Source organism: Corallococcus terminator (assembly GCF_003611635.1).
GTDB lineage: Bacteria > Myxococcota > Myxococcia > Myxococcales > Myxococcaceae > Corallococcus > Corallococcus terminator.
In genome coordinates this window covers 1-17967 of the sequence record NZ_RAVZ01000199.1, presented here as the reverse complement: position 1 = coordinate 17967, position 17967 = coordinate 1, and the positions used below count along the sequence as shown (strand labels likewise).

At 65.0% G+C, this 17967-nt stretch carries 32 protein-coding genes; 1 reads left to right on the top strand and 31 read right to left on the bottom strand.

Annotation, left to right across the window (positions count from 1 at the left end):
- A partial coding sequence (locus tag D7V88_RS25655) for a hypothetical protein (RefSeq protein ID WP_244238391.1) occupies positions 1-613 on the top strand: 613 nt, incomplete at its 5' end.
- A gap of 125 nt (positions 614-738) precedes the next feature.
- Here the strand turns inward: D7V88_RS25655 and rplQ are convergent.
- The 31 genes from rplQ to D7V88_RS25500 all read right to left on the bottom strand — a co-directional run.
- Entirely contained in the window at positions 739-1155 is a 417-nt protein-coding gene (gene rplQ, locus D7V88_RS25650; protein WP_120543265.1) for a 50S ribosomal protein L17, read from the bottom strand.
- Between the two features lie 196 nt (positions 1156-1351).
- On the bottom strand, positions 1352-2374 hold the full coding sequence (locus D7V88_RS25645; RefSeq protein ID WP_120543264.1) for a DNA-directed RNA polymerase subunit alpha: 1023 nt from the start codon (positions 2372-2374) through the stop codon (positions 1352-1354).
- 202 nt (positions 2375-2576) lie between these two features.
- A complete protein-coding gene (rpsD, locus tag D7V88_RS25640; protein WP_120543263.1) occupies positions 2577-3203 on the bottom strand; it encodes a 30S ribosomal protein S4 in 627 nt (208 codons plus the stop codon).
- Between the two features lie 66 nt (positions 3204-3269).
- The gene (gene rpsK, locus D7V88_RS25635; protein ID WP_120532353.1) at positions 3270-3710 is read right to left on the bottom strand and encodes a 30S ribosomal protein S11; all 441 of its coding nucleotides are present in this window, start codon (positions 3708-3710) and stop codon (positions 3270-3272) included.
- Between the two features lie 73 nt (positions 3711-3783).
- The gene (gene rpsM, locus D7V88_RS25630; RefSeq protein ID WP_120532354.1) at positions 3784-4167 is read right to left on the bottom strand and encodes a 30S ribosomal protein S13; all 384 of its coding nucleotides are present in this window, start codon (positions 4165-4167) and stop codon (positions 3784-3786) included.
- 55 nt (positions 4168-4222) lie between these two features.
- Positions 4223-4339 carry a 50S ribosomal protein L36 gene (gene rpmJ / locus D7V88_RS25625; protein WP_002633586.1) on the bottom strand — a complete coding sequence of 39 codons (117 nt, stop codon included), beginning with the start codon at positions 4337-4339 and terminating at the stop codon, positions 4223-4225.
- A 67-nt stretch (positions 4340-4406) separates the two neighbouring features.
- A complete protein-coding gene (gene infA / locus D7V88_RS25620) occupies positions 4407-4625 on the bottom strand; it encodes a translation initiation factor IF-1 (RefSeq protein WP_002614803.1) in 219 nt (72 codons plus the stop codon).
- A gap of 157 nt (positions 4626-4782) precedes the next feature.
- Positions 4783-5535, bottom strand: coding sequence for a type I methionyl aminopeptidase (gene map / locus D7V88_RS25615; protein WP_120543262.1), 753 nt, complete (start codon positions 5533-5535; stop codon positions 4783-4785).
- 100 nt (positions 5536-5635) lie between these two features.
- Positions 5636-6286: an adenylate kinase gene (locus D7V88_RS25610; RefSeq protein ID WP_120543261.1), complete on the bottom strand. Its 651-nt coding sequence runs from the start codon at positions 6284-6286 to the stop codon at positions 5636-5638.
- A gap of 90 nt (positions 6287-6376) precedes the next feature.
- A complete protein-coding gene (gene secY / locus D7V88_RS25605) occupies positions 6377-7723 on the bottom strand; it encodes a preprotein translocase subunit SecY (protein WP_120543260.1) in 1347 nt (448 codons plus the stop codon).
- Positions 7724-7854: 131 nt separating this feature from the next.
- A complete protein-coding gene (rplO, locus tag D7V88_RS25600; protein WP_120543259.1) occupies positions 7855-8382 on the bottom strand; it encodes a 50S ribosomal protein L15 in 528 nt (175 codons plus the stop codon).
- A 17-nt stretch (positions 8383-8399) separates the two neighbouring features.
- Positions 8400-8669: a 50S ribosomal protein L30 gene (gene rpmD, locus D7V88_RS25595; RefSeq protein WP_120543258.1), complete on the bottom strand. Its 270-nt coding sequence runs from the start codon at positions 8667-8669 to the stop codon at positions 8400-8402.
- Positions 8670-8671: 2 nt separating this feature from the next.
- A complete protein-coding gene (gene rpsE, locus D7V88_RS25590; protein WP_014395877.1) occupies positions 8672-9193 on the bottom strand; it encodes a 30S ribosomal protein S5 in 522 nt (173 codons plus the stop codon).
- A 22-nt stretch (positions 9194-9215) separates the two neighbouring features.
- Positions 9216-9569 carry a 50S ribosomal protein L18 gene (gene rplR / locus D7V88_RS25585; RefSeq protein WP_120532359.1) on the bottom strand — a complete coding sequence of 118 codons (354 nt, stop codon included), beginning with the start codon at positions 9567-9569 and terminating at the stop codon, positions 9216-9218.
- A gap of 108 nt (positions 9570-9677) precedes the next feature.
- A complete protein-coding gene (gene rplF / locus D7V88_RS25580) occupies positions 9678-10244 on the bottom strand; it encodes a 50S ribosomal protein L6 (protein ID WP_120543257.1) in 567 nt (188 codons plus the stop codon).
- Positions 10245-10308: 64 nt separating this feature from the next.
- Positions 10309-10707 carry a 30S ribosomal protein S8 gene (gene rpsH / locus D7V88_RS25575; RefSeq protein WP_120543256.1) on the bottom strand — a complete coding sequence of 133 codons (399 nt, stop codon included), beginning with the start codon at positions 10705-10707 and terminating at the stop codon, positions 10309-10311.
- Positions 10708-10873: 166 nt separating this feature from the next.
- Entirely contained in the window at positions 10874-11059 is a 186-nt protein-coding gene (locus tag D7V88_RS25570; RefSeq protein ID WP_014395873.1) for a type Z 30S ribosomal protein S14, read from the bottom strand.
- A gap of 26 nt (positions 11060-11085) precedes the next feature.
- Positions 11086-11742 carry a 50S ribosomal protein L5 gene (gene rplE, locus D7V88_RS25565; RefSeq protein WP_120532362.1) on the bottom strand — a complete coding sequence of 219 codons (657 nt, stop codon included), beginning with the start codon at positions 11740-11742 and terminating at the stop codon, positions 11086-11088.
- Between the two features lie 176 nt (positions 11743-11918).
- The gene (gene rplX, locus D7V88_RS25560; protein ID WP_120532363.1) at positions 11919-12248 is read right to left on the bottom strand and encodes a 50S ribosomal protein L24; all 330 of its coding nucleotides are present in this window, start codon (positions 12246-12248) and stop codon (positions 11919-11921) included.
- A 42-nt stretch (positions 12249-12290) separates the two neighbouring features.
- Entirely contained in the window at positions 12291-12659 is a 369-nt protein-coding gene (gene rplN / locus D7V88_RS25555) for a 50S ribosomal protein L14 (protein WP_014395870.1), read from the bottom strand.
- Between the two features lie 65 nt (positions 12660-12724).
- A complete protein-coding gene (rpsQ, locus tag D7V88_RS25550) occupies positions 12725-13051 on the bottom strand; it encodes a 30S ribosomal protein S17 (protein WP_199732669.1) in 327 nt (108 codons plus the stop codon).
- 85 nt (positions 13052-13136) lie between these two features.
- Positions 13137-13343, bottom strand: a complete 207-nt coding sequence (gene rpmC, locus D7V88_RS25545) for a 50S ribosomal protein L29 (protein ID WP_120532365.1) — start codon at positions 13341-13343, stop codon at positions 13137-13139.
- 68 nt (positions 13344-13411) lie between these two features.
- Complete coding sequence (gene rplP, locus D7V88_RS25540) at positions 13412-13831, bottom strand: 50S ribosomal protein L16 (RefSeq protein ID WP_120543255.1); 420 nt, start codon at positions 13829-13831, stop codon at positions 13412-13414.
- Positions 13832-13894: 63 nt separating this feature from the next.
- Positions 13895-14557: a 30S ribosomal protein S3 gene (gene rpsC / locus D7V88_RS25535; RefSeq protein WP_120532367.1), complete on the bottom strand. Its 663-nt coding sequence runs from the start codon at positions 14555-14557 to the stop codon at positions 13895-13897.
- Between the two features lie 41 nt (positions 14558-14598).
- Positions 14599-14943, bottom strand: coding sequence for a 50S ribosomal protein L22 (rplV, locus tag D7V88_RS25530; protein ID WP_120532368.1), 345 nt, complete (start codon positions 14941-14943; stop codon positions 14599-14601).
- Between the two features lie 35 nt (positions 14944-14978).
- On the bottom strand, positions 14979-15266 hold the full coding sequence (gene rpsS / locus D7V88_RS25525; RefSeq protein WP_014395864.1) for a 30S ribosomal protein S19: 288 nt from the start codon (positions 15264-15266) through the stop codon (positions 14979-14981).
- 13 nt (positions 15267-15279) lie between these two features.
- Positions 15280-16125: a 50S ribosomal protein L2 gene (gene rplB, locus D7V88_RS25520; RefSeq protein WP_120532369.1), complete on the bottom strand. Its 846-nt coding sequence runs from the start codon at positions 16123-16125 to the stop codon at positions 15280-15282.
- Between the two features lie 40 nt (positions 16126-16165).
- A complete protein-coding gene (locus D7V88_RS25515; RefSeq protein ID WP_120532370.1) occupies positions 16166-16459 on the bottom strand; it encodes a 50S ribosomal protein L23 in 294 nt (97 codons plus the stop codon).
- Positions 16456-17079, bottom strand: a complete 624-nt coding sequence (gene rplD / locus D7V88_RS25510; RefSeq protein WP_120543254.1) for a 50S ribosomal protein L4 — start codon at positions 17077-17079, stop codon at positions 16456-16458. Before rplD ends, D7V88_RS25515 begins: the two co-directional genes overlap by 4 nt.
- Positions 17080-17130: 51 nt before the next feature.
- Positions 17131-17439, bottom strand: coding sequence for a 30S ribosomal protein S10 (gene rpsJ / locus D7V88_RS25505; protein WP_002633608.1), 309 nt, complete (start codon positions 17437-17439; stop codon positions 17131-17133).
- 193 nt (positions 17440-17632) lie between these two features.
- Positions 17633-17967, bottom strand: a 335-nt coding sequence (locus D7V88_RS25500) for an EF-Tu C-terminal domain-related protein (RefSeq protein WP_504813678.1), incomplete at its 5' end; no start/stop codon positions are given.

Sequence of the window (17967 nt, the reverse complement as noted above, 5' to 3'; positions counted from 1 at the left end):
GACGTCGCCCCCTTCTGGCGCCCAGCCCCGCGCGGCCACCAGCTCCGGCATGCGGGCCGTGAGCGCCGCGCGCGTGGAGCCCCTCGAGAAGGCGAAGGCGGAAGGCCCGCTGGGTAAGCGCGTCGCCTCCGAGGCCTCCAACGTCGTCCTCAACGGCTTCTCCATCCTCAAGGAGCAGTTGGCGGACTTCCGCGCGAGCGACCGCTTCTTCAAATACAAGGCCGGCATCGTCGCCAGTTGGGTGGTGCTGTCCGTGGCCAGCTTCGCCATCGCCTGCCCGGCAAGCTCCGTGGCGACGGGCGACATGGACGCGCGCATCGTGCTCAGCGACAAGTTGGACCGGCCCTCCATCACCATCTGGAACGAGAGCCAGGACGTCTGGCGCGAAGTCACCATCACCGTGAATGAGCAGTACCGCGCGGCGGTGGCGGAGGTGCAGCCCGGGGCGTTCGTCACCATCACGCCCCGGCAGCTTCTGGGAGCGGGCGGCACCACCGCGCCGGCGGACCTGCGCTTCCAGTCCCTGAAGATGCGGAGCGCGGACGACCAGGCCGACCTCACCGAGGACCTGAAGATCGAGTGGGAGCGCCTGCGCGCGCCGACAAGGAAGTAGCCAGCCGCGCCACCTCCTGGAAACACGAAGGGCGCCCTCCCAAGCCGGGAAGGCGCCCTTTGTGCTGTCTCAGCTCCGGCCAGGCCTCTCACGAAGGAGAGGCCCGGGCGCGGAACGAAGGGCGGCTAGCCCTCGGACTTCGTCTCGGCGGGGGCTTCCGTCTCGGCGGCGGCCGGGGCCTTCGCGGGCCGGTCCACCAGCTCGATGAGGGCCATCTCCGCGGCATCGCCCCGGCGGAAGCCCAGGCGGATGATGCGGGTGTAGCCACCCGGACGGGAGGCGTAACGCTCCTTGTACTCGCTGAACACCTTCTGGAGGACCACGCGGTCCTTCACGGTGCGCGCGGCGAGGCGCACGTTGGACAGACCGCCACGCTTGGCGAGCGTGATGATGCGCTCCGCCAGCGGCCGGACTTCCTTCGCCTTGGGAACGGTGGTGCGGATGGCACCGTGCTCCAGCAGCGACGTGACCATGTTGTTGAGCATCGCGAGCCGGTGGCTCGTGGTGCGGTGCAGCTTCCTTTGTCCGACCTTGTGGCGCATGCGCGTGCTCCGGGGCCTCTTCTGGAGAACCCCACCACTCCGGCCGTGTCAGGTACCGGGTGGGAAGGACGGCCCCGACACCGGGGACGTCCGTTGAATCGGGCCCTGTGTACCAGGGCCCCCTGCCCCGCGCCACCGTGAAGCCGTGTCGGCGGGATGCGGGACAGGTGCGGCGACGACGGGAAACGACGAAAGGCTAGGCCTTGGGGGCCGCGGGAGCCGGCGCGTTCTTCGGCGGCCAGTTCTCCAGCTTCATGCCCAGCGACAGACCCATCTCCGCGAGGATCTCCTTGATCTCCTTCAAGGACTTGCGGCCGAAGTTCTTCGTCTTGAGCATCTCCGCCTCGGTGCGCTGGACCAGATCACCGATGGACTTGATGTTCGCCTGCTGCAGGCAGTTGGCCGAACGCACCGACAGCTCCAGCTCATCCACCGAGCGGAACAGGTTCTCGTTGAGCTTCGCCTCTTCCTTGGGCGCCTCGGCGACGACCGGCTCCTCGGTCTCGTCGAAGTTCACGAACACCGTGAGCTGCTCCTTGATGATCTTCGCCGCGTACGCCACCGCGTCCTGGGGCACCACGGAGCCGTCCGTCCACACTTCGAGCGACAGCTTGTCGAAGTCCGTGACCTGACCGACGCGCGCGTTGGTGACCTGGTAGTTCACCTTGCGGATGGGCGAAAAGAGCGAGTCGATGGGGATGGTCCCGATGGGTGCACCCGCCACCTTGTTGGTGGACGCGGCGACGTAGCCACGACCCCGGCGGCAGGACAGCTCCATGCGCACCTTGCCACCCTCGGACACGGTGCAGATGTGGTGACCCGGGTTGAGGATCTCCACGTCCTGATCCGCGATGAGGTCGCCCGCCTTCACTTCCTTGGGCCCCTCCACCTCGATGCGCAGCGTCTTCGGCTCGTTCGTGTGCATCCGGAGGAGGACCTCCTTCAGGTTCAACACGACGTCCGTGACGTCCTCGGCCACCTCGGGGATGGTCGTGAACTCGTGGTCCACGCCTTCAATCTTCACCGACGTGATGGCCGCGCCCTGCAGCGACGACAGCAGCACCCGCCGCAGCGAGTTGCCCAGCGTCGTCCCGAAGCCGCGCTCCAGCGGCTCCGCCACGAACTTCCCGTACGTGGGGCTCAGCGAGTCCTGGTCCACTTCCATGCGGCGCGGCTTGATGAGGTCACGCCAGTTCTTCGCGACAAACGTATCGGCCATGGGGACTGCTCCTGGGAGCGTGCGCCATCACCAACCTCCCCGCCGGAGTGACGGGAGGACGGGCACGCGGGGACTGCGTAACGGCGTCGCCCGGCGCGCGCAGGACGCGCATTCCGGACGTTCCAAAGCAACAACGCCCCGGCCTCGTCGGCCAGGGCGTCCACTGCGGGAGGGGCCCGTTGAAGCGGGCCCGGCACCCAGACTACTTCGAGTACAACTCGACGATGAGCTGCTCCTGGATGGGCATCGTCAGGTCTTCACGGTTCGGAACCGTCTTCACCGTGCCCTTGAACGCCTTCTTGTCCAGGTCGATCCACTGCGGCGTGCCACGGCGGTCCACCGTCTCCAGCGCCTCGGAGATGCGGAGCACCTTGCGGCTCTTCTCCACCACCTCCACGGTGCTGCCCGGCTTCACGGAGAACGACGGGATGTTCACCCGGCGACCGTTGACCTGGAAGTGACCGTGGCGCACCAACTGGCGCGCCTCGTTGCGCGTGTCCGCGAAGCCCATGCGGAACACCACGTTGTCCAGGCGCAGCTCAAGCTGCTGCAACAGGTTCTCACCCGTCTTGCCCTTGGCAGCGGACGCGCGGTGGTAGTAGCCGCGGAACTGGTTCTCGAGCAGGCCGTACATGCGCTTGACCTTCTGCTTCTCGCGCAGCTGCACGCCGTAGCCGGAGAACTTCACGCGGCCCTGGCCGTGCTGACCGGGGGGATAGGGGCGGCGCTCGATGGCGCACTTGTCCGTGTAGCAACGGTCGCCCTTCAGGTACATCTTCAGGTTCTCACGCCGGCAGATACGGCAGGCGCTCGCGGTGTAACGGGCCACGGAAATTCTCCTTGCAGATGGTCTGGAGCCGGCTCGCGAGAACGCGAGCCTGGCCCGAAGCGGTGATTAGACGCGGCGGCGCTTGGGCTGACGGCAGCCGTTGTGCGGAATGGGCGTCACGTCGCGGATGAGGCTGATCTTCAGGCCAGCGGCGGCCAGCGCGCGCAGCGCCGACTCACGGCCCGCGCCCGGACCCTTCACGAACACCGTCACGGTCTTGAGGCCGTGCTCCATCGCCTTCGCGGCGGCGTCGCCAGCGGCAACCTGCGCCGCGAACGGCGTGGACTTGCGGCTGCCCTTGAAGCCGCGCGCCCCGGCCGACGACCAGGAGATCACGTTCCCGGACACGTCCGTGATCGTGATGATGGTGTTGTTGAACGTGGACTGGATGTGGACCACGCCGTTGAGGATGTTCTTCTTGCCCTTGCGCTTGTTCTTCTTCGCCGCAGGGGCCTCGCCGCCCTCGGCACCGGCCGGCGCGGCGGCGGTATTGATCTCGTCAGCCATGTGAATCGCTGCTCCTGGGAGTAGGTGATCAACGCCCGCGCCTCACGAAAGGAGGCAGCGGGCGCCAGAGGGTTTAGCGGGCCGGAGCGGCCGGCTTCGCGCGAACGATGCCGCGCTTGGGACCCTTGCGGGTACGCGCATTGGTGTGGGTGCGCTGGCCACGGACCGGAAGACCCTTGCGGTGACGCAGACCCCGGTAGCATCCCAGGTCCATGAGCCGCTTGATGTTCATGGTCACCTCACGCCGGAGGTCACCCTCGACCTTGTAGCTGGCTTCGATGATCTCGCGGATCTTTCGAGCCTGCTCTTCGGTGAGGTCCTTGGTCCGGGTGGTGAGATCGATGCCCGCCGCTTCGATGATGTCGTGCGCGGTCTTGTTACCGATCCCGTAGATGTACTGGAGCGAGATCACCGCGCGCTTGTTGGGCGGCAGATCGATGCCGGCGATACGAGCCATCTTCGGTCTTCCTTGTTGTGGAGTTGGTCTGAGGCCAACAGTCCCTGAGGGACTGTTAGCCCTGGCGCTGCTTGTGCCGGGGGTTGGAAGCGCAGATGACGCGCACGATGCCCTTGCGGCGGACAACCTTGCACTTGTCGCAGATCTTCTTGACGGACGCCCGAACCTTCATTGGAGCGAACTTCCTTCCTTCAACGGAGAAAACACAACAGCCGGTCCGCACAGGCGGCCGGCGCGAATTACTTGGCCCGGTACGTGATGCGTCCGCGGGTCAGGTCATACGGAGACAACTCGACCTTCACCTTGTCGCCCGGGAGGATGCGGATGAAGTGCATCCGCATCTTGCCCGAGATGTGCGCGAGCACCTTGTGGCCGTTGTCCAGCACCACGCGGAACATCGCGTTCGGTAGGGGTTCCATGACGGTCCCCTCGACTTCGATGGAATCATCCTTCGGCAAGCGTCAACCTTCTTCCCGGACCACGAACCTTCTGGAAGCGCGGCGGGATAACACTTTGGTCCGTAAGTAGCAAGCACCGCGCGATTCGAAACTGGGACCTCTATCAACACCCTCTGACATCACCCTATTTCACCCCCGGTCCGGGGGTCCCGCAGGATCAGCGGGTCAGGACTTCAGGCCCCCGCTCCGAGATGAGGATGGTGTGCTCGAAGTGGGCGGACAACTTCCCATCCACCGTGACGGCCGTCCACTCGTCCTCCAGGACCTCCACGTCGGCCGTTCCCTGGTTCACCATCGGCTCCACCGCCAGGACCATCCCCGCCCGCAGCTTCATCCCCGAGCCCGCCTGCCCGTAGTTGGGCACCTGCGGCGGCTCGTGGAGCTTCCGGCCAATCCCATGGCCCACGAAATCCCGTACCACCGAAAAACCCCGGGCCTCCACGTGGCTCTGCACCGCATGCCCGATGTCGCCAATCCGGTTGCCCACCTGCATCACCTGGATGGCCTTCTCCAGGGACTGACGGGTCGCGTCCACCAGGGCCTGGGCCTCGGGCGTCACCTTCCCGACGGGAACCGTCCGAGCCGAGTCTCCGAAAAAGCCCCGGTACACCACCCCGAAGTCCAGCTTCATCAAGTCCCCGGCCACCAGCCTGCGCTTCCGGTTGGGGATGCCGTGGACCACCTCCTGGTTCACGGAGGCGCAGAGGACGCCCGGGAAGCCGTGGTAGCCCTTGAACGCCGGCCTGGCGCCCTTCTTGGCGATCAACTGCTCGGCCAGGGCATCCAGTTCCCACGTGGACACACCGGGCGCCACGGCCTTCTCCAACTCGTCCAGGATCTCACGGACGATTCGCCCCGCTTCCCGCATCAGGGCGATGTCGCCGGCGCTCTTGATCTCCATCGGGTTCATGCGCCTGCTTCCCTACCGGCGCCCTGCCTCCGGGAACCCGTGGACGTTGGAGCGACAGTCCGGCCCATGCCAGCCCACCGCCCCGCTGCCTGGCCGCTGCTCAGGAAGGACGACCTGCTGCCTTCTTGATTTCTTCGTAGATGCCTTCGGGAGACCCGACGCCATCCACGCTCTTGAGCAGGCCCTTCTTGTCGTAGAAGGCCTTCAGCGGAGAGGTCTCCGCGTCGTACTTCTTCAGACGTCGCTCAATGACCTCGGGGGTGTCGTCCTCGCGCTGGACGAGCTCCGAGCTGCACTTGTCACAGAGGCCCGCGCGCTTCGGCGGGTTCTGGGTGACGTGGTACACGGACCCGTCATTGGGGCACACGCGCCGGCCGGAGCCGCGCTCGACGAGCGTCGAGTGTGGAACCTCCAGGGACACAACCGCGTCCAACTGCCGGCCCAGCCGCACCAACATCTGATCCAGGGCATCCGCCTGCCCCGGAGTGCGCGGGAAGCCGTCGAGCACGAAGCCCTTGGCCACGTCCGGCTCCTTCAGGCGCTCTTCCACGATGCCGATGACGACGTCGTCCGGCACATACTGGCCCGCGGCCATCAGGGGTCCGGCCACCTTGCCCAGCGCCGTGCCATCCTTCACGGCCTTGCGCAGGATGTCCCCGGTGGAGATCTGCGGGATGTGGAAGTCCGCGTAGAGCTTCTTCGCCTGGGTTCCCTTCCCGGCGTTCGGCGGCCCCAACAGGATGAGGTTCATGTCGCTCCTTTGCACCAGCGTCCATCCTTGAACGACGAGGCGCCCCTCCCCACCACTGGAGAGAGGCGCCTGGAACACAACCGCCAGCCGTCAGGCCGCCACGCGAACCCGACCACGGATGCGCGGACCGCGCGGACCAGCGAAGCCTTCGTAGTTGCGGCTGATGAGGTGACCCTCGATCTGCTGCACCGTGTCCAGCGCCACGCCCACCACGATGAGGAGGGCCGTGCCGCCGAACGTGAACTGAACACCCAACACACTGCTGATGACGGACGGAATCACGCAGATGATGGCCAGGTAGATCGCGCCACCGAACGTGAGCCGGTTGAGCACGCGCTCGATGAACTCCGCCGTCTGGCGACCCGGGCGGATGCCGGGGATGTAGCCACCCTGCTTCTTGATGTTGTCCGCGACATCATCCGGCCGGAACGTGAGCGCCGTATAGAAGTAAGAGAAGAACACCACCATCAGCACGAACAGACCGTTGTAGACCCAGAGGTTGCCTTCGATGCTGCGCTGGAAGCCCTGCAGGAAGGGGAACCATGCACCCAGCGTGGCGGGGAACGACAGCACCGCGCCGGCGAAGATGGGGGGAATCACACCCGAGGCATTCACCTTCATGGGGAAGTACGTCGCCTGCCCCGCGAACATCCGCCGCCCGGCCATGCGCTTGGCGTACTGGATGGGCACCCGTCGCATGCCGCGCTCCACGTACACCACCACGCCGATGATGAGCAGCATGAAGAACAACAGGCCCAGCACCGCAGCGATGTTGACCACTTCCTGAGTCGTCAGGTCCAGCAGTTGCTTCGCCCCGGGGAGCACTCGGGCCACGATGCCCGCGAAGATGATGAGCGAGATACCGTTGCCGATGCCGCGCTCGGTGATGCGCTCGCCCAGCCACATGATGAAGGCCGTGCCCGCCGTGAGGCTGACAACCGTCATGAAGGTGAACCAGAGGTTGTCGTTGGGCACCACCACCTGGTTGAAGCCGCTCTGCCCAGAGTCAGAGCGCCCCAGCGAGGCAAGCCACCGCGAAATGCCCACGCCCTGCACGATGGACAGCACGATGGTTCCGTAGCGCGTGTACTGATTGATCTTCTGCCGGCCCGCGGCGCCTTCCTTCTGGAGCCGCTCCAGGCTGGGCACGACTACCGCCAGCAACTGGATGATGATGGAGGCGCTGACGTACGGCATGATGCCCAGACCGAAGATGGACATCTGCTCCAGCGCGCCGCCGGAGAAGAGATTGAACAGCGACACCAGGCCGCCCTGTTGCTTCTGGGCGTCCATGAACGCGTTCATCGCAGAGCGGTCCACGCCCGGCGTGTTGATGAAGATGCCGATGCGATAGACGGACAGCAGCACGAGCGTGTACGCAAGCCGGCTGCGCAGCTCCGCGATGCGGAAGACATTGGCGAAGGCGTTCAGGGCCACGGGAAAGCCATCCTCTTCAAGAGGTTCTGCCAGCAACAACAAACGCCCCTCTCCGGTTCCGGAAAGGGGCGCGGAAGCCTACACAAGGCTGAAGGCGCGCACCACATCACTGTGATGCGCGCCGGTCACGCCTACGCCCGGGGCTGGCGAGGGGCCTTGACGCCCTTGCCAGAGTGAGCCTTGGCGGCCGACTCAGGCTTGTGCGCCACCAGCGGCAGCTCTTCCACGGAGCCACCGGCCTTCTCGATGTTCTCGCGAGCCGCCGCGGACACCTTGTTCACGCGCACGATGAGCTTCTTGGCGAGCTCCCCGTGGGCCAGAACCTTCACGCCATCATAACGGCCCTTGACCAGGCCCGCCTGCTTCAGCGCGGCCTCATCCACCGTCGTGCCAGCGTCGAACACGTGCTCCAGGTCACCCAGGTTCACCACCGCGTACACGGTGCGATTGGGCGGGTTGAAGCCAAACTTCGGAAGGCGACGCTGCAGCGGGCTCTGACCGCCTTCGAAGCCTTCGAACCGCATGTTGCCGGAGCGGGCCTTCTGGCCCTTGCCACCGCGGCCTGCCGTCTTGCCGAGGCCGCTACCCTGGCCGCGACCGACGCGCTTCTTGCGGTGCCAGGAGCCCTCGGGACGCTTCAGGTTTGTCAGGATGCTCATGATTGGATCCTCGTTCCTCAGGCCTTGGCCTTGGCGGCCAGGTGCTCCAGGGCGCGGTCCCGGGCGACAATCTTCCGGGGCTTGCGGCGCTTGGGCGCCGGGGCCTCCTGGCTGACCGTCTCCAGGGAGACCAGATGCTTCACCTTGAACACCATGCCGCGAACCGCCGGGGTGTCCTTCAACAGCCGCTCGTCACCGAACTTCTTCAGACCGAGGCCCTTGATGGTGGCCAGCATGTCCTCGGAAGAACCCGAGAAGCTCTTCGTCAGCTTAACCTTGAGCGCCATGACTAGCCCCTCGCCTCGCCCGCGAGCTTCTGGGTTTCGACGTCCTTGCCACGCAGCCGCGCGACCTGCTCCGCGCTGCGCAGCAGCTTCAGGCCCGCCACGGTGGCCTTCAGCACGTTGTGCGGATTCCGCGAACCCTGGCTCTTCGTCAGGATGTTGCGGATGCCCGCCGCCTCGAGGACCGCACGCACCGCGCCACCGGCGATGACGCCCGTACCTTCGCTGGCCGGCTTCAGGAGCACCCAGCCGGCACCGAAGTGCCCCAGGATCTCGTGCGGAATGGTGTGACCCATGCGCGGAACGCGGAACAGATTCTTCTTCGCGTTCTCGCCGCCCTTGCGGATGGCTTCGGGGACTTCGTTGGCCTTGCCCAGGCCCACGCCCACGTGTCCGTTGCCATCGCCCACTACGACGAGCGCGGCGAACGAGAAACGACGGCCACCCTTCACCACCTTGGCCACGCGGTTGATGTTCACCACGCGGTCGGTCAGGTCCAGATCGTTCGGATTGATCGGAGTTGCCACTTGAGGAATTCCTTTCTGGTACCTAGAACTTCAGGCCGGCTTCGCGCGCGGCGTCGGCCACGGCAGCGATGCGCCCATGGTAGGGGAAGCCGTTGCGGTCGAAAACCACCGCGTCGACGTTGGCGGCCTTGCACTTCTCCGCGATGAGGGAACCCACCCGCTTGGCGTCGGACTTCTTGTCGCCCTCGTCCTTGCCCTTCAGCTCCTTGGACAGGGACGAAGCATACGCCAGCGTGCGACCGGTGGAGTCATCCACCACCTGCGCGTAGATGTGCTTGAGGCTCTTGTACACCGTAAGCCGCGGGCGCTCGGTGGTACCCGAGAGCTTCTTGCGGATGCGGTTCTTCCTCTTGAGACGCTGATCGACCTTGGACATGGCTGCTTCCTTTTCCGTCCGGCGGCGATGCGGCCTTCCGCCGCCGGATGATTCCGCCAGGCCCCAGGGCCCGGCAGGGTTGAACTATTGGCGAAGACGGCTCGACGACTACGTCGTACCGGTCTTGCCCTCCTTGCGACGGATGCGCTCCTCGGAGTACTTGATGCCCTTGCCCTTGTAGGGCTCCGGCGGACGCAGCGAGCGGATGTTGACCGCCGTGGCGCCCAGGGCTTCCTTGTCCGCCGAGCGGAGCGTCAGCCCCACCGTGGGAAGGCTGTCCTCGGTACGCGAAGCCTTGTCGACTTCAGCCGTCACACCTTCCGGCAGGTTGAAGACCACAGGGTGCGAATAGCCGAGCGAGAAGTGGATGGCCTTGCCCTTCACTTCCGCGCGGAAACCGACGCCGCGGATGTCCAGGCGCCTCTCAAAGCCCGTCGACACACCCTTCGCCGCATTGGCGAGGATGGTGCGCGTCAGACCGTGAAGACTGCGGGCCTCGCGAGAATCGTCCTCGCGCTGCACCGTCACCTGGCCGTCCTTCACCTCCACCTTCACCTTGGCGGGGAGCTTGACGGACAGCTTGCCCTTGGGGCCTTCGAAGTTGACCTGCTGGTTGGCGACATTGACCTTCGTCTTGTCGCCAAGCTTGATCGCCAGTTTTCCAATCCGACTCATGATTGCCTCGTGCTGGGGTCGCCTGGGGCGCGCTCCTCGCGGGGCGCTACACCCAGACTCCTGGCTAGTAGACCTTGCAGAGCAACTCGCCGCCGACCTTCTGCTTCCGGGCCTCGGTGTCCACCAGGATGCCGCGCGACGTGGAGAGGATGGAAATACCCATGCCTCCCAGCACCTGCGGGATCTCGCGGACCGCCACGTAACGGCGCAGACCGGGCTTCGACACTCGGTGGATGCCGGTGATGGCCGGGCTGCGGTCCGGGCCGTACTTCAGCTGGACGGAGATCTCGCTCTGCGGCGCGAGCTCGTGGATGGTGAAATCACCGATGTAGCCCTCGTCCTTGAGGACCTTGATGACTTCGACCTTGAGCTTCGAGTGGGGGATGACGACCTTGTCGTGCCGCGCGCGCGAGGCATTGCGCAGGCGGGTCAGCATGTCGCCAACGGGATCATTGACCGGCATGAAACACCTTCCGAAGCGGCGTCCCCTTCAGGGCGACTCCGCGATCGCAACCACCACGCCTGCCGGGCCCATCCCGGGGGTTCGCGATGACTGCCACTGCTCTTCTGCTTCAGCGGTGCGCCACCCTACCCTCTTCAGGGCAGGGCTGGCACCACGGGTCCAACGTCTACCAGGACGACTTGGTGACGCCGGTGATCTCACCGCGCAGCGCACGGTGGCGCAGGCAGATACGGCACATCTTGAACTTGCGCAGGAAGGCGCGAGGACGACCGCAGAGACCACAGCGGTTGTACTGACGCACGGGGAACTTCAGCTTGCGCTTCGCCTGGGCAATCTTGGAGAGCTTGGCCATGATCGATGGGAGTCCTGAACTCGGTCCTACTGACGGAACGGCATGCCGAAGTGACGCATCAGCGCCAGTCCCTGCTCGTCGTTCGGGGCGGTGGTGACGAAGCTGATGTTGAGCCCCTTCACCTTCTCGATCTGATCGTAGTTGATTTCCGGGAAGATGATCTGCTCGCGCACTCCGAGCGTGTAGTTGCCCTTCCCGTCGAAGGCCTTCGGGGACACGCCCTTGAAGTCACGCACGCGCGGCAGCGCGACGGAGATCAAACGGTCCATGAACTCGAACATACGGTCGCCACGCAGCGTGACCGCGGCACCGATGGCCTGGCCCTGGCGCAGCTTGAAGTTCGCGATGGACTTGCGCGCGCGCGTCACGACCGGCTTCTGACCGGTGATGGCGGCAAGCTGGTCCACCGCCGACTCCAGGATCTTGTTGTTGGCGAGCGCCTCGCCCAGACCCATGTTGACGACGATCTTCTCCAGCCGCGGCACTTCCATGGGGTTGTTGAGCCCCAGCTCCTTCATTAGCGACGGAACGCCTTCCTTGCGGAAGCGGTCCTTCAGACGCGCCGAGCGGGCCTTGAGACCCTCCTCGATGTTCGCGGCGAAGCCGACCTTCTTGGCTTCTTCCTTGCGTCCGCGCTTCTTTTCCTTCTTGTCCTTCGGTTCGGCCTTCTTCTCGTCAGCCATTTTTCAGTCCTCTGCTTCGGAACGCCGTTCTGAACCCAGCGCGCCCGATCAGTCCTTCTTCTGGAACCTGGAAACACCTGGAGGGCTCAACAATTTCAGCCCTCCAGACGTGCACGCCCGCCTGCCCCACCGGTAGGTGGGGCAAGGGGCGCGCATACATGCCCGAACACGGACCCCTAGTCAATCAGGGCGTCACACTGCTTGCAGAACCGCTTGGAGGCTTCTCCCTCCTTGCGGATGCCGACGCGGGTCGGCTTGTCACACTTGGCGCACACCACCTGGACGTTCGAGAGCGCGATGGTACCCGGCTTCTCAATGATGCCGCCCTCGGGGCTCTGCGGCGTCTTGCGCATGTGGCGCTTGACCAGGCGCAGGCCTTCGACCGTCACGCGGCCAGCCTCCCGGTCAACCTTCAGCACCTTGCCGCGCTTCGTCGCCGGCGTCTTCTCCGAGCGCTCGGACCCGGAGATGACCTGGATCGTGTCACCGACTTTCAGCTTCTGCATGGCTTCCTCACTCTGGCTGTTCGCCGTCCGGCCTGCGTCCTCTTAGAGGACCTCGGGCGCCAGCGAGATGATCTTCATGAACTTGCGGGCACGCAGCTCACGGGCGACCGGCCCAAAGATGCGCGTCCCGATGGGCTCCAGGTCCTTGTTGATGAGGACCGCCGAGTTGCCGTCGAACTTGATGTAGCTGCCATCCGCACGACCCACCTCGCGACGGGTGCGGACGATGACGGCCTTGGCCACGTCACCCTTCTTCACCTTGGAGTTGGGCAGCGCCTCACGGATCGACACGACAATCACGTCGCCGATGGAGGCATACTTGCGCTTGGAGCCGCCGAGAACCTTGATGCAAAACACCTTCTTGGCGCCCGAGTTGTCGGCCACATCGAGCACACTCTGCATCTGAATCATGTGAAGTCTCCTCTTGCTCGAACCAGGTCGCCCGCTTCATGGCGTGCGAACCCGGTGTGGCCTACCTAGACGTTCTTGCTCTTCTCCAACACCTCGACCACGCGCCAACGCTTGTCCTTCGAAGCGGGCTTGGTCTCGGCGATGCGCACCCGGTCACCCTCGTTGATGGTGATCTTCTTCGGGTAGTCGTGATCCTCGACGTGCGCCTTGTACTTCTCGCGCAGGCTCATGATCTTCCCATACTTCGGGTGGGGAGCGCGGCGCTGGACGGTGACGACCACCGTCTTCTGCATCTTGTTGGAGGTGACGATGCCCACGCGGGTCTTGGGACGACCCCGGGTGGAGGTCTCGGCAGCGGGCGTTTCGGTCGCTTCAGCCATGTTGGTTCTCACTGTCTGTCATGCACCCGGGCCCTCTGCCCGGATGGCCGCGGACGTCCGGGTGAGCCCGGACGCCATCACGGATGCACTGCTAGAACTACCCCGCCTTCGCGGCCCGGGCCTTCTCGCCCAGGACGGTGAGGATGCGGGCCAGATCCCGGCGATGCTGCACACCCTCTGCAGGGCTGTCCAGCGAGCCGGTCCGGCGCTTCAGTCGATCCTGGACCAGCGTGTCGCGCAGTTCCTTCGCGCGATTCTGCAGGTCGTCCGTCGACAGGTCCTTCAATTCCTTCGCAGTCGCCATCTTGTCTCCTCGGCGCGATGCGGACGCCCTCCCCTGCTACCAGGTGGGACGCCCGCCGCGGTGCGTGACTACAGCGAGAGGTCCTTGCGCTGCACGATCTTCGTAAGCAGCGGCAGCTTCGCCTGCGCCAGCTTCAGCGCCCCTCTGGCGATCTCGTTCGTCATGCCCTCCATCTCATAGAGGACGCGACCCGGCTTGACCACCGCGACGTAGTACTCCACGCCACCCTTACCGGTACCCATTCGGGTCTCGGCGGGCTTCTTCGTGATGGGCTTGTCCGGGAAGATCCGGATCCAGATCTTGCCGCCGCGCTTCACGTGGCGGGTCATCGCGATACGGGCCGCCTCGATCTGTCGCGAGGTGATCCAGCCCGGCTGGAGGCTCACCAGGCCGAACTCACCATACGTGAGGTCGCTGCCCCGGTGGGCCGCGCCGCCCATGCGGCCCTTCTGCATCTTTCGGTATTTGGTTCGAGCAGGCTGAAGCATCGTCGCTGTCCTTCGTGCCTCGCGGGAGGGGCGGGTCTTTCAACCCGCCCCGCGGAGGGCGTCTTACCGGTTGGTGGGCAGGGGGGCCTGGCCGCCCTTACCCGGGAGGACCTCGCCCTTGCAGATCCAGACCTTGCAGCCAATCTTGCCGTAGGTCGTCTTGGCCTCGGCGAAGCCGAAGTCGATGTCCGCACGAAGGGTGTGCAGGGGCACGCGGCCCTCGCGGTACCACTCGTAGCGAGCCATTTCGGCGCCACCCAGGCGACCCGAGCAGGCGATGCGGATGCCCTTGGCCCCGAACTTCATCGCCGTCTGCAACGCCTTCTTCATGGCGCGGCGGAAGGCAATGCGGCGCTCAAGCTGCGTGGCGATGTTCTCCGCCACGAGCTGCGCGTCCGTCTCGGCCTTGCGGACCTCGACGATGTTCAGGAAGACCTCGTTCTTGGTGAACTGCTGCAGGTCCTTCTTGACGGTCTCGATGCCCGCGCCGCGCTTGCCGATGACGATACCCGGCCGAGCGGTGTGGACGTTGACCTTCACCTTGTTGGCGGCGCGCTCAATCTCCACCTTGGAGACGCCCGCGTGATTCAGTGACTTCTTCACGAATTCGCGGATGCGAATGTCCTCGTGGAGCCACTGGGCGTAGTTCTTGTGCTCGAACCACTTGGAGTCCCAGGTCTTGATGACGCCGAGCCGGAACCCGATCGGATGTACTTTCTGTCCCAAACTGATTCTCCTTGGTGCGTCCGGGCAGGGCCCGACGGGTCCTACTTCTTGGCGTCTGCCAACACGACGTGGACGTGGGCGGACTTCTTCTGGATGGGCGTCGCGCGCCCCATGGCGCGCGGCATGAACCGGCGCTGGGTGGCGGCCTGATCCACGGAGATGGTCTTGACGTAGAGGGTATCCACGTCGACCTGCCCCTTGGACAGATCCGTCGCGTTAGCGACGGCGCTCTTGATGAGCTTCTCCACCGGCCGCGCAGCAGCGCGCGGGGTGAACTTCAGGATGTTCAGGGCGGCCTCAACAGGCTTGCCCCGGATGAGCGCCGCGACGAGGGACAGCTTGCGCGGGCTCATGCGCAGGTGACGCAGATGTGCAGTCGACTCCATGGTCATCTCCTCAGGCTCTCAGGCGAACGAACGGGCTACTTGCCCGGGGCCTTGGCGACCTTCTTCTCCGCCGAGTGGCCACCGAAGGTACGCGTCGGGGCGAACTCGCCGAGCTTGTGGCCCACCATGTTCTCCGTGACGAACACCGGAATGAACTTCTTGCCGTTGTGCACGGCGAAGGTGTGACCCACGAACTCAGGGAGAATCGTGGAGCGCCGGGACCAGGTCTTGACGACCGCCTTCTTGTTCGCCGCGATCATCCCCTCGATCTTCTTGAGGAGGTGATCATCAACGAACGGACCCTTCTTGATCGAACGAGCCATGTTTCAAATCCTCTTACTGGCTGCGCGCGCCCTGACGGCGGCCGCTCACGATGAATTTGTCGGTGCGCTTGTTGGTGCGCGTGGTGAGGCCCTTGGTCTTCTTGCCCCACGGAGACACTGGGTGCGGATTACCCTGGCCAGACTTACCTTCGCCACCACCGTGCGGGTGGTCAACGGGGTTCATCGCCAGACCGCGGACGGTGGGACGGATGCCCAGCCAGCGGCTCTTACCCGCCTTGCCGATGCGAATGATTTCGTGCTCGATGTTGCCCACCTGGCCCACGGTGGCGCGGCACTCGATGAGCACCTTGCGCACGGCGCCCGACGGCATGCGGACCTGGGCGTAGCGCTCTTCCTTCGCCATCAACTGGCCGGAAGTGCCCGCGGAGCGGATGACCTGGGCGCCACGGCCCGGCTTCAGCTCCACGTTGTGGATGACCGTGCCCACCGGGATGTTCTGCAGCGGGAGACTGTTTCCAGGCCGGATGTCGGAAGAGGCGCCGGCGAAGACGGTGTCGCCCACGCTCAGGCCAACAGGGGCCAGGATGTAGCGCTTCTCGCCGTCCGCGTAGTGCAGGAGGGCGATGTTCGCGGTGCGGTTCGGGTCGTACTCGACAGCGACGACCTTGGCCGGCACGCCATCCTTGTCCCGGCGCTTGAAGTCGATGGTGCGGTAACGACGCTTGTGACCGCCACCCTGGTGACGGCGGGTGATGTGCCCGTGAACGTTGCGGCCACCCGAGCGCTTCAGCGGCTCGGTGAGGGCCTTCTCGGGCGAGTCCTTGGTGATGTCCGCGAAGTCGGACACCGTCATCAGACGGCGGGCGGCGCTGGTCGGCTTGTACTTCTTGATGCCCATGGTGTGTTCCTCGTCTCAGGCTGATCTGTCGCCAGTGGCGTCAGACCGCCCCCCCTTCGAAGAGTTCGATCTTGTCACCCTCCTTGAGGGTGACGACCGCCTTCTTGAAGTTGGGGCGCTGGCCGATGCTCTTGCCCACCCGCTTGGTCTTGCCGCGCACGATGTTGGTGTTGACACCCTCGACCGTGACCTTGAACAGGGCCTGCACCGCGCGGGACACGTCGTGCTTCGTGGCCTTGCGGTCCACGATGAACGAGTACTGGCGGAACTTCTCGCGGGCCTTGTCCAGCTTCTCCGTGATGAGCGGGCCCTTGATGACGTCGTTCAGATTCATGACAGGGACCCCTCAAGCGCCTTCGCGGCCGCGGAAGTCAGGACGAGGTGCGAGTGCTTGAGCACGGACTCGAGGTTGAGACCCTCGGGCGGCAGCACGTCGAACTTCGCCAGGTTGCGCACGCTGCGGTGCAGGTTGGTGTTGCCGCGCTCGTCGATGACCAGCGCGTTCTGGAGCTTCAGACGGCGGGTGAGGACCTCGAAGGCCTGCTTGGACTTCGGGGCATCCAGCTTGAAGCCGTCCAGGATGATGAGCTGCTTCTCCTTGGCGCGCAGGGACAGGACGGCGCGCAGCGCCCCCCGACGAACCTTGCGCGGCGGACGGTAGAAGTAGTCACGCGCCTTGGGCGCCATCGCCTTGCCGCCACCCACCCAGTGGGAAGCGCGGATGGAACCCTGACGGGCCCGGCCGGTGCCCTTCTGCTTCCAGGGCTTCTTGCCGCCACCGCTGACGAGCGAGGTGTTCTTCACCCCGACCGTACCCCGGCGCCGGTTGATCTGCTGCATCTTCGCCACTTCGTAGAACAGGTGGGCGTTCTGCTCGGCACCGAAGATGTCGTCGGAGAGTTCAATCTCCGAAACCTTCTTCAAATCCAGGTCGACTACGTCAAACTTCGCCATGGCACTTTCCTCGGGGGTCAGAGTGAAACCACTCCGACGCCATCCCGCTTCCTAGGACTTGATCTCGACGTCAACGCCGGCAGACAGATCCAGCTTCATCAGCGCATCCAGCGTCTGCTGGGTCGGCTCAAGGATATCGAGCAGGCGCTTGTGCGTGCGGATCTCGAACTGCTCGCGGCTCTTCTTGTCCACGTGCGGCGACCGCAGCACGGTGAACTTGTTGATGCGCGTCGGCAGGGGGATCGGACCGGCCACCTTGGCGCCCGTGCGCTTGGCCGTCTCGACGATCTCCCCAGCACTCTGGTCCAGGAGCTTCGAGTCGTACGCCTTCAACCGGATGCGGATCTTCTGTGTCGCCATTCGAAAGAACCTCTTTGAACGACCTCTGAACCGAGAGGCGGTACGCCCGTCAACGCCTGGATTTCAGAGAACCGTTTCTTCGGAACGAAGGGGCGCGGTGTGTACCACCACACCCCGTGGGTTGCAACTGGATTCCCACCTGCTCTCCGGGAGCGCCCTATTGGGCCTTCCGGAGAGCCTGGTGGCCTGAGTGCTACGCGATGATTTCCGCCACGACGCCCGCGCCCACCGTGCGGCCGCCCTCACGAATGGCGAACCGCAGTTCCTTGTCCATCGCCACCGGAGTGATGAGCTCCACCTCGATCGCGATGTTGTCGCCCGGCATCACCATCTCGACGTTCTCCGGCAGCTTCACCGTGCCCGTCACGTCCGTCGTGCGGAAGTAGAACTGCGGGCGGTAACCCTTGAAGAACGGGGTGTGGCGCCCACCCTCTTCCTTCGACAGCACGTAGATCTGCGCCTTGAACTTGGTGTGCGGCGTGATGGAGCCCGGCTTCGCCAGCACCTGGCCACGCTCCATGTCCTCAC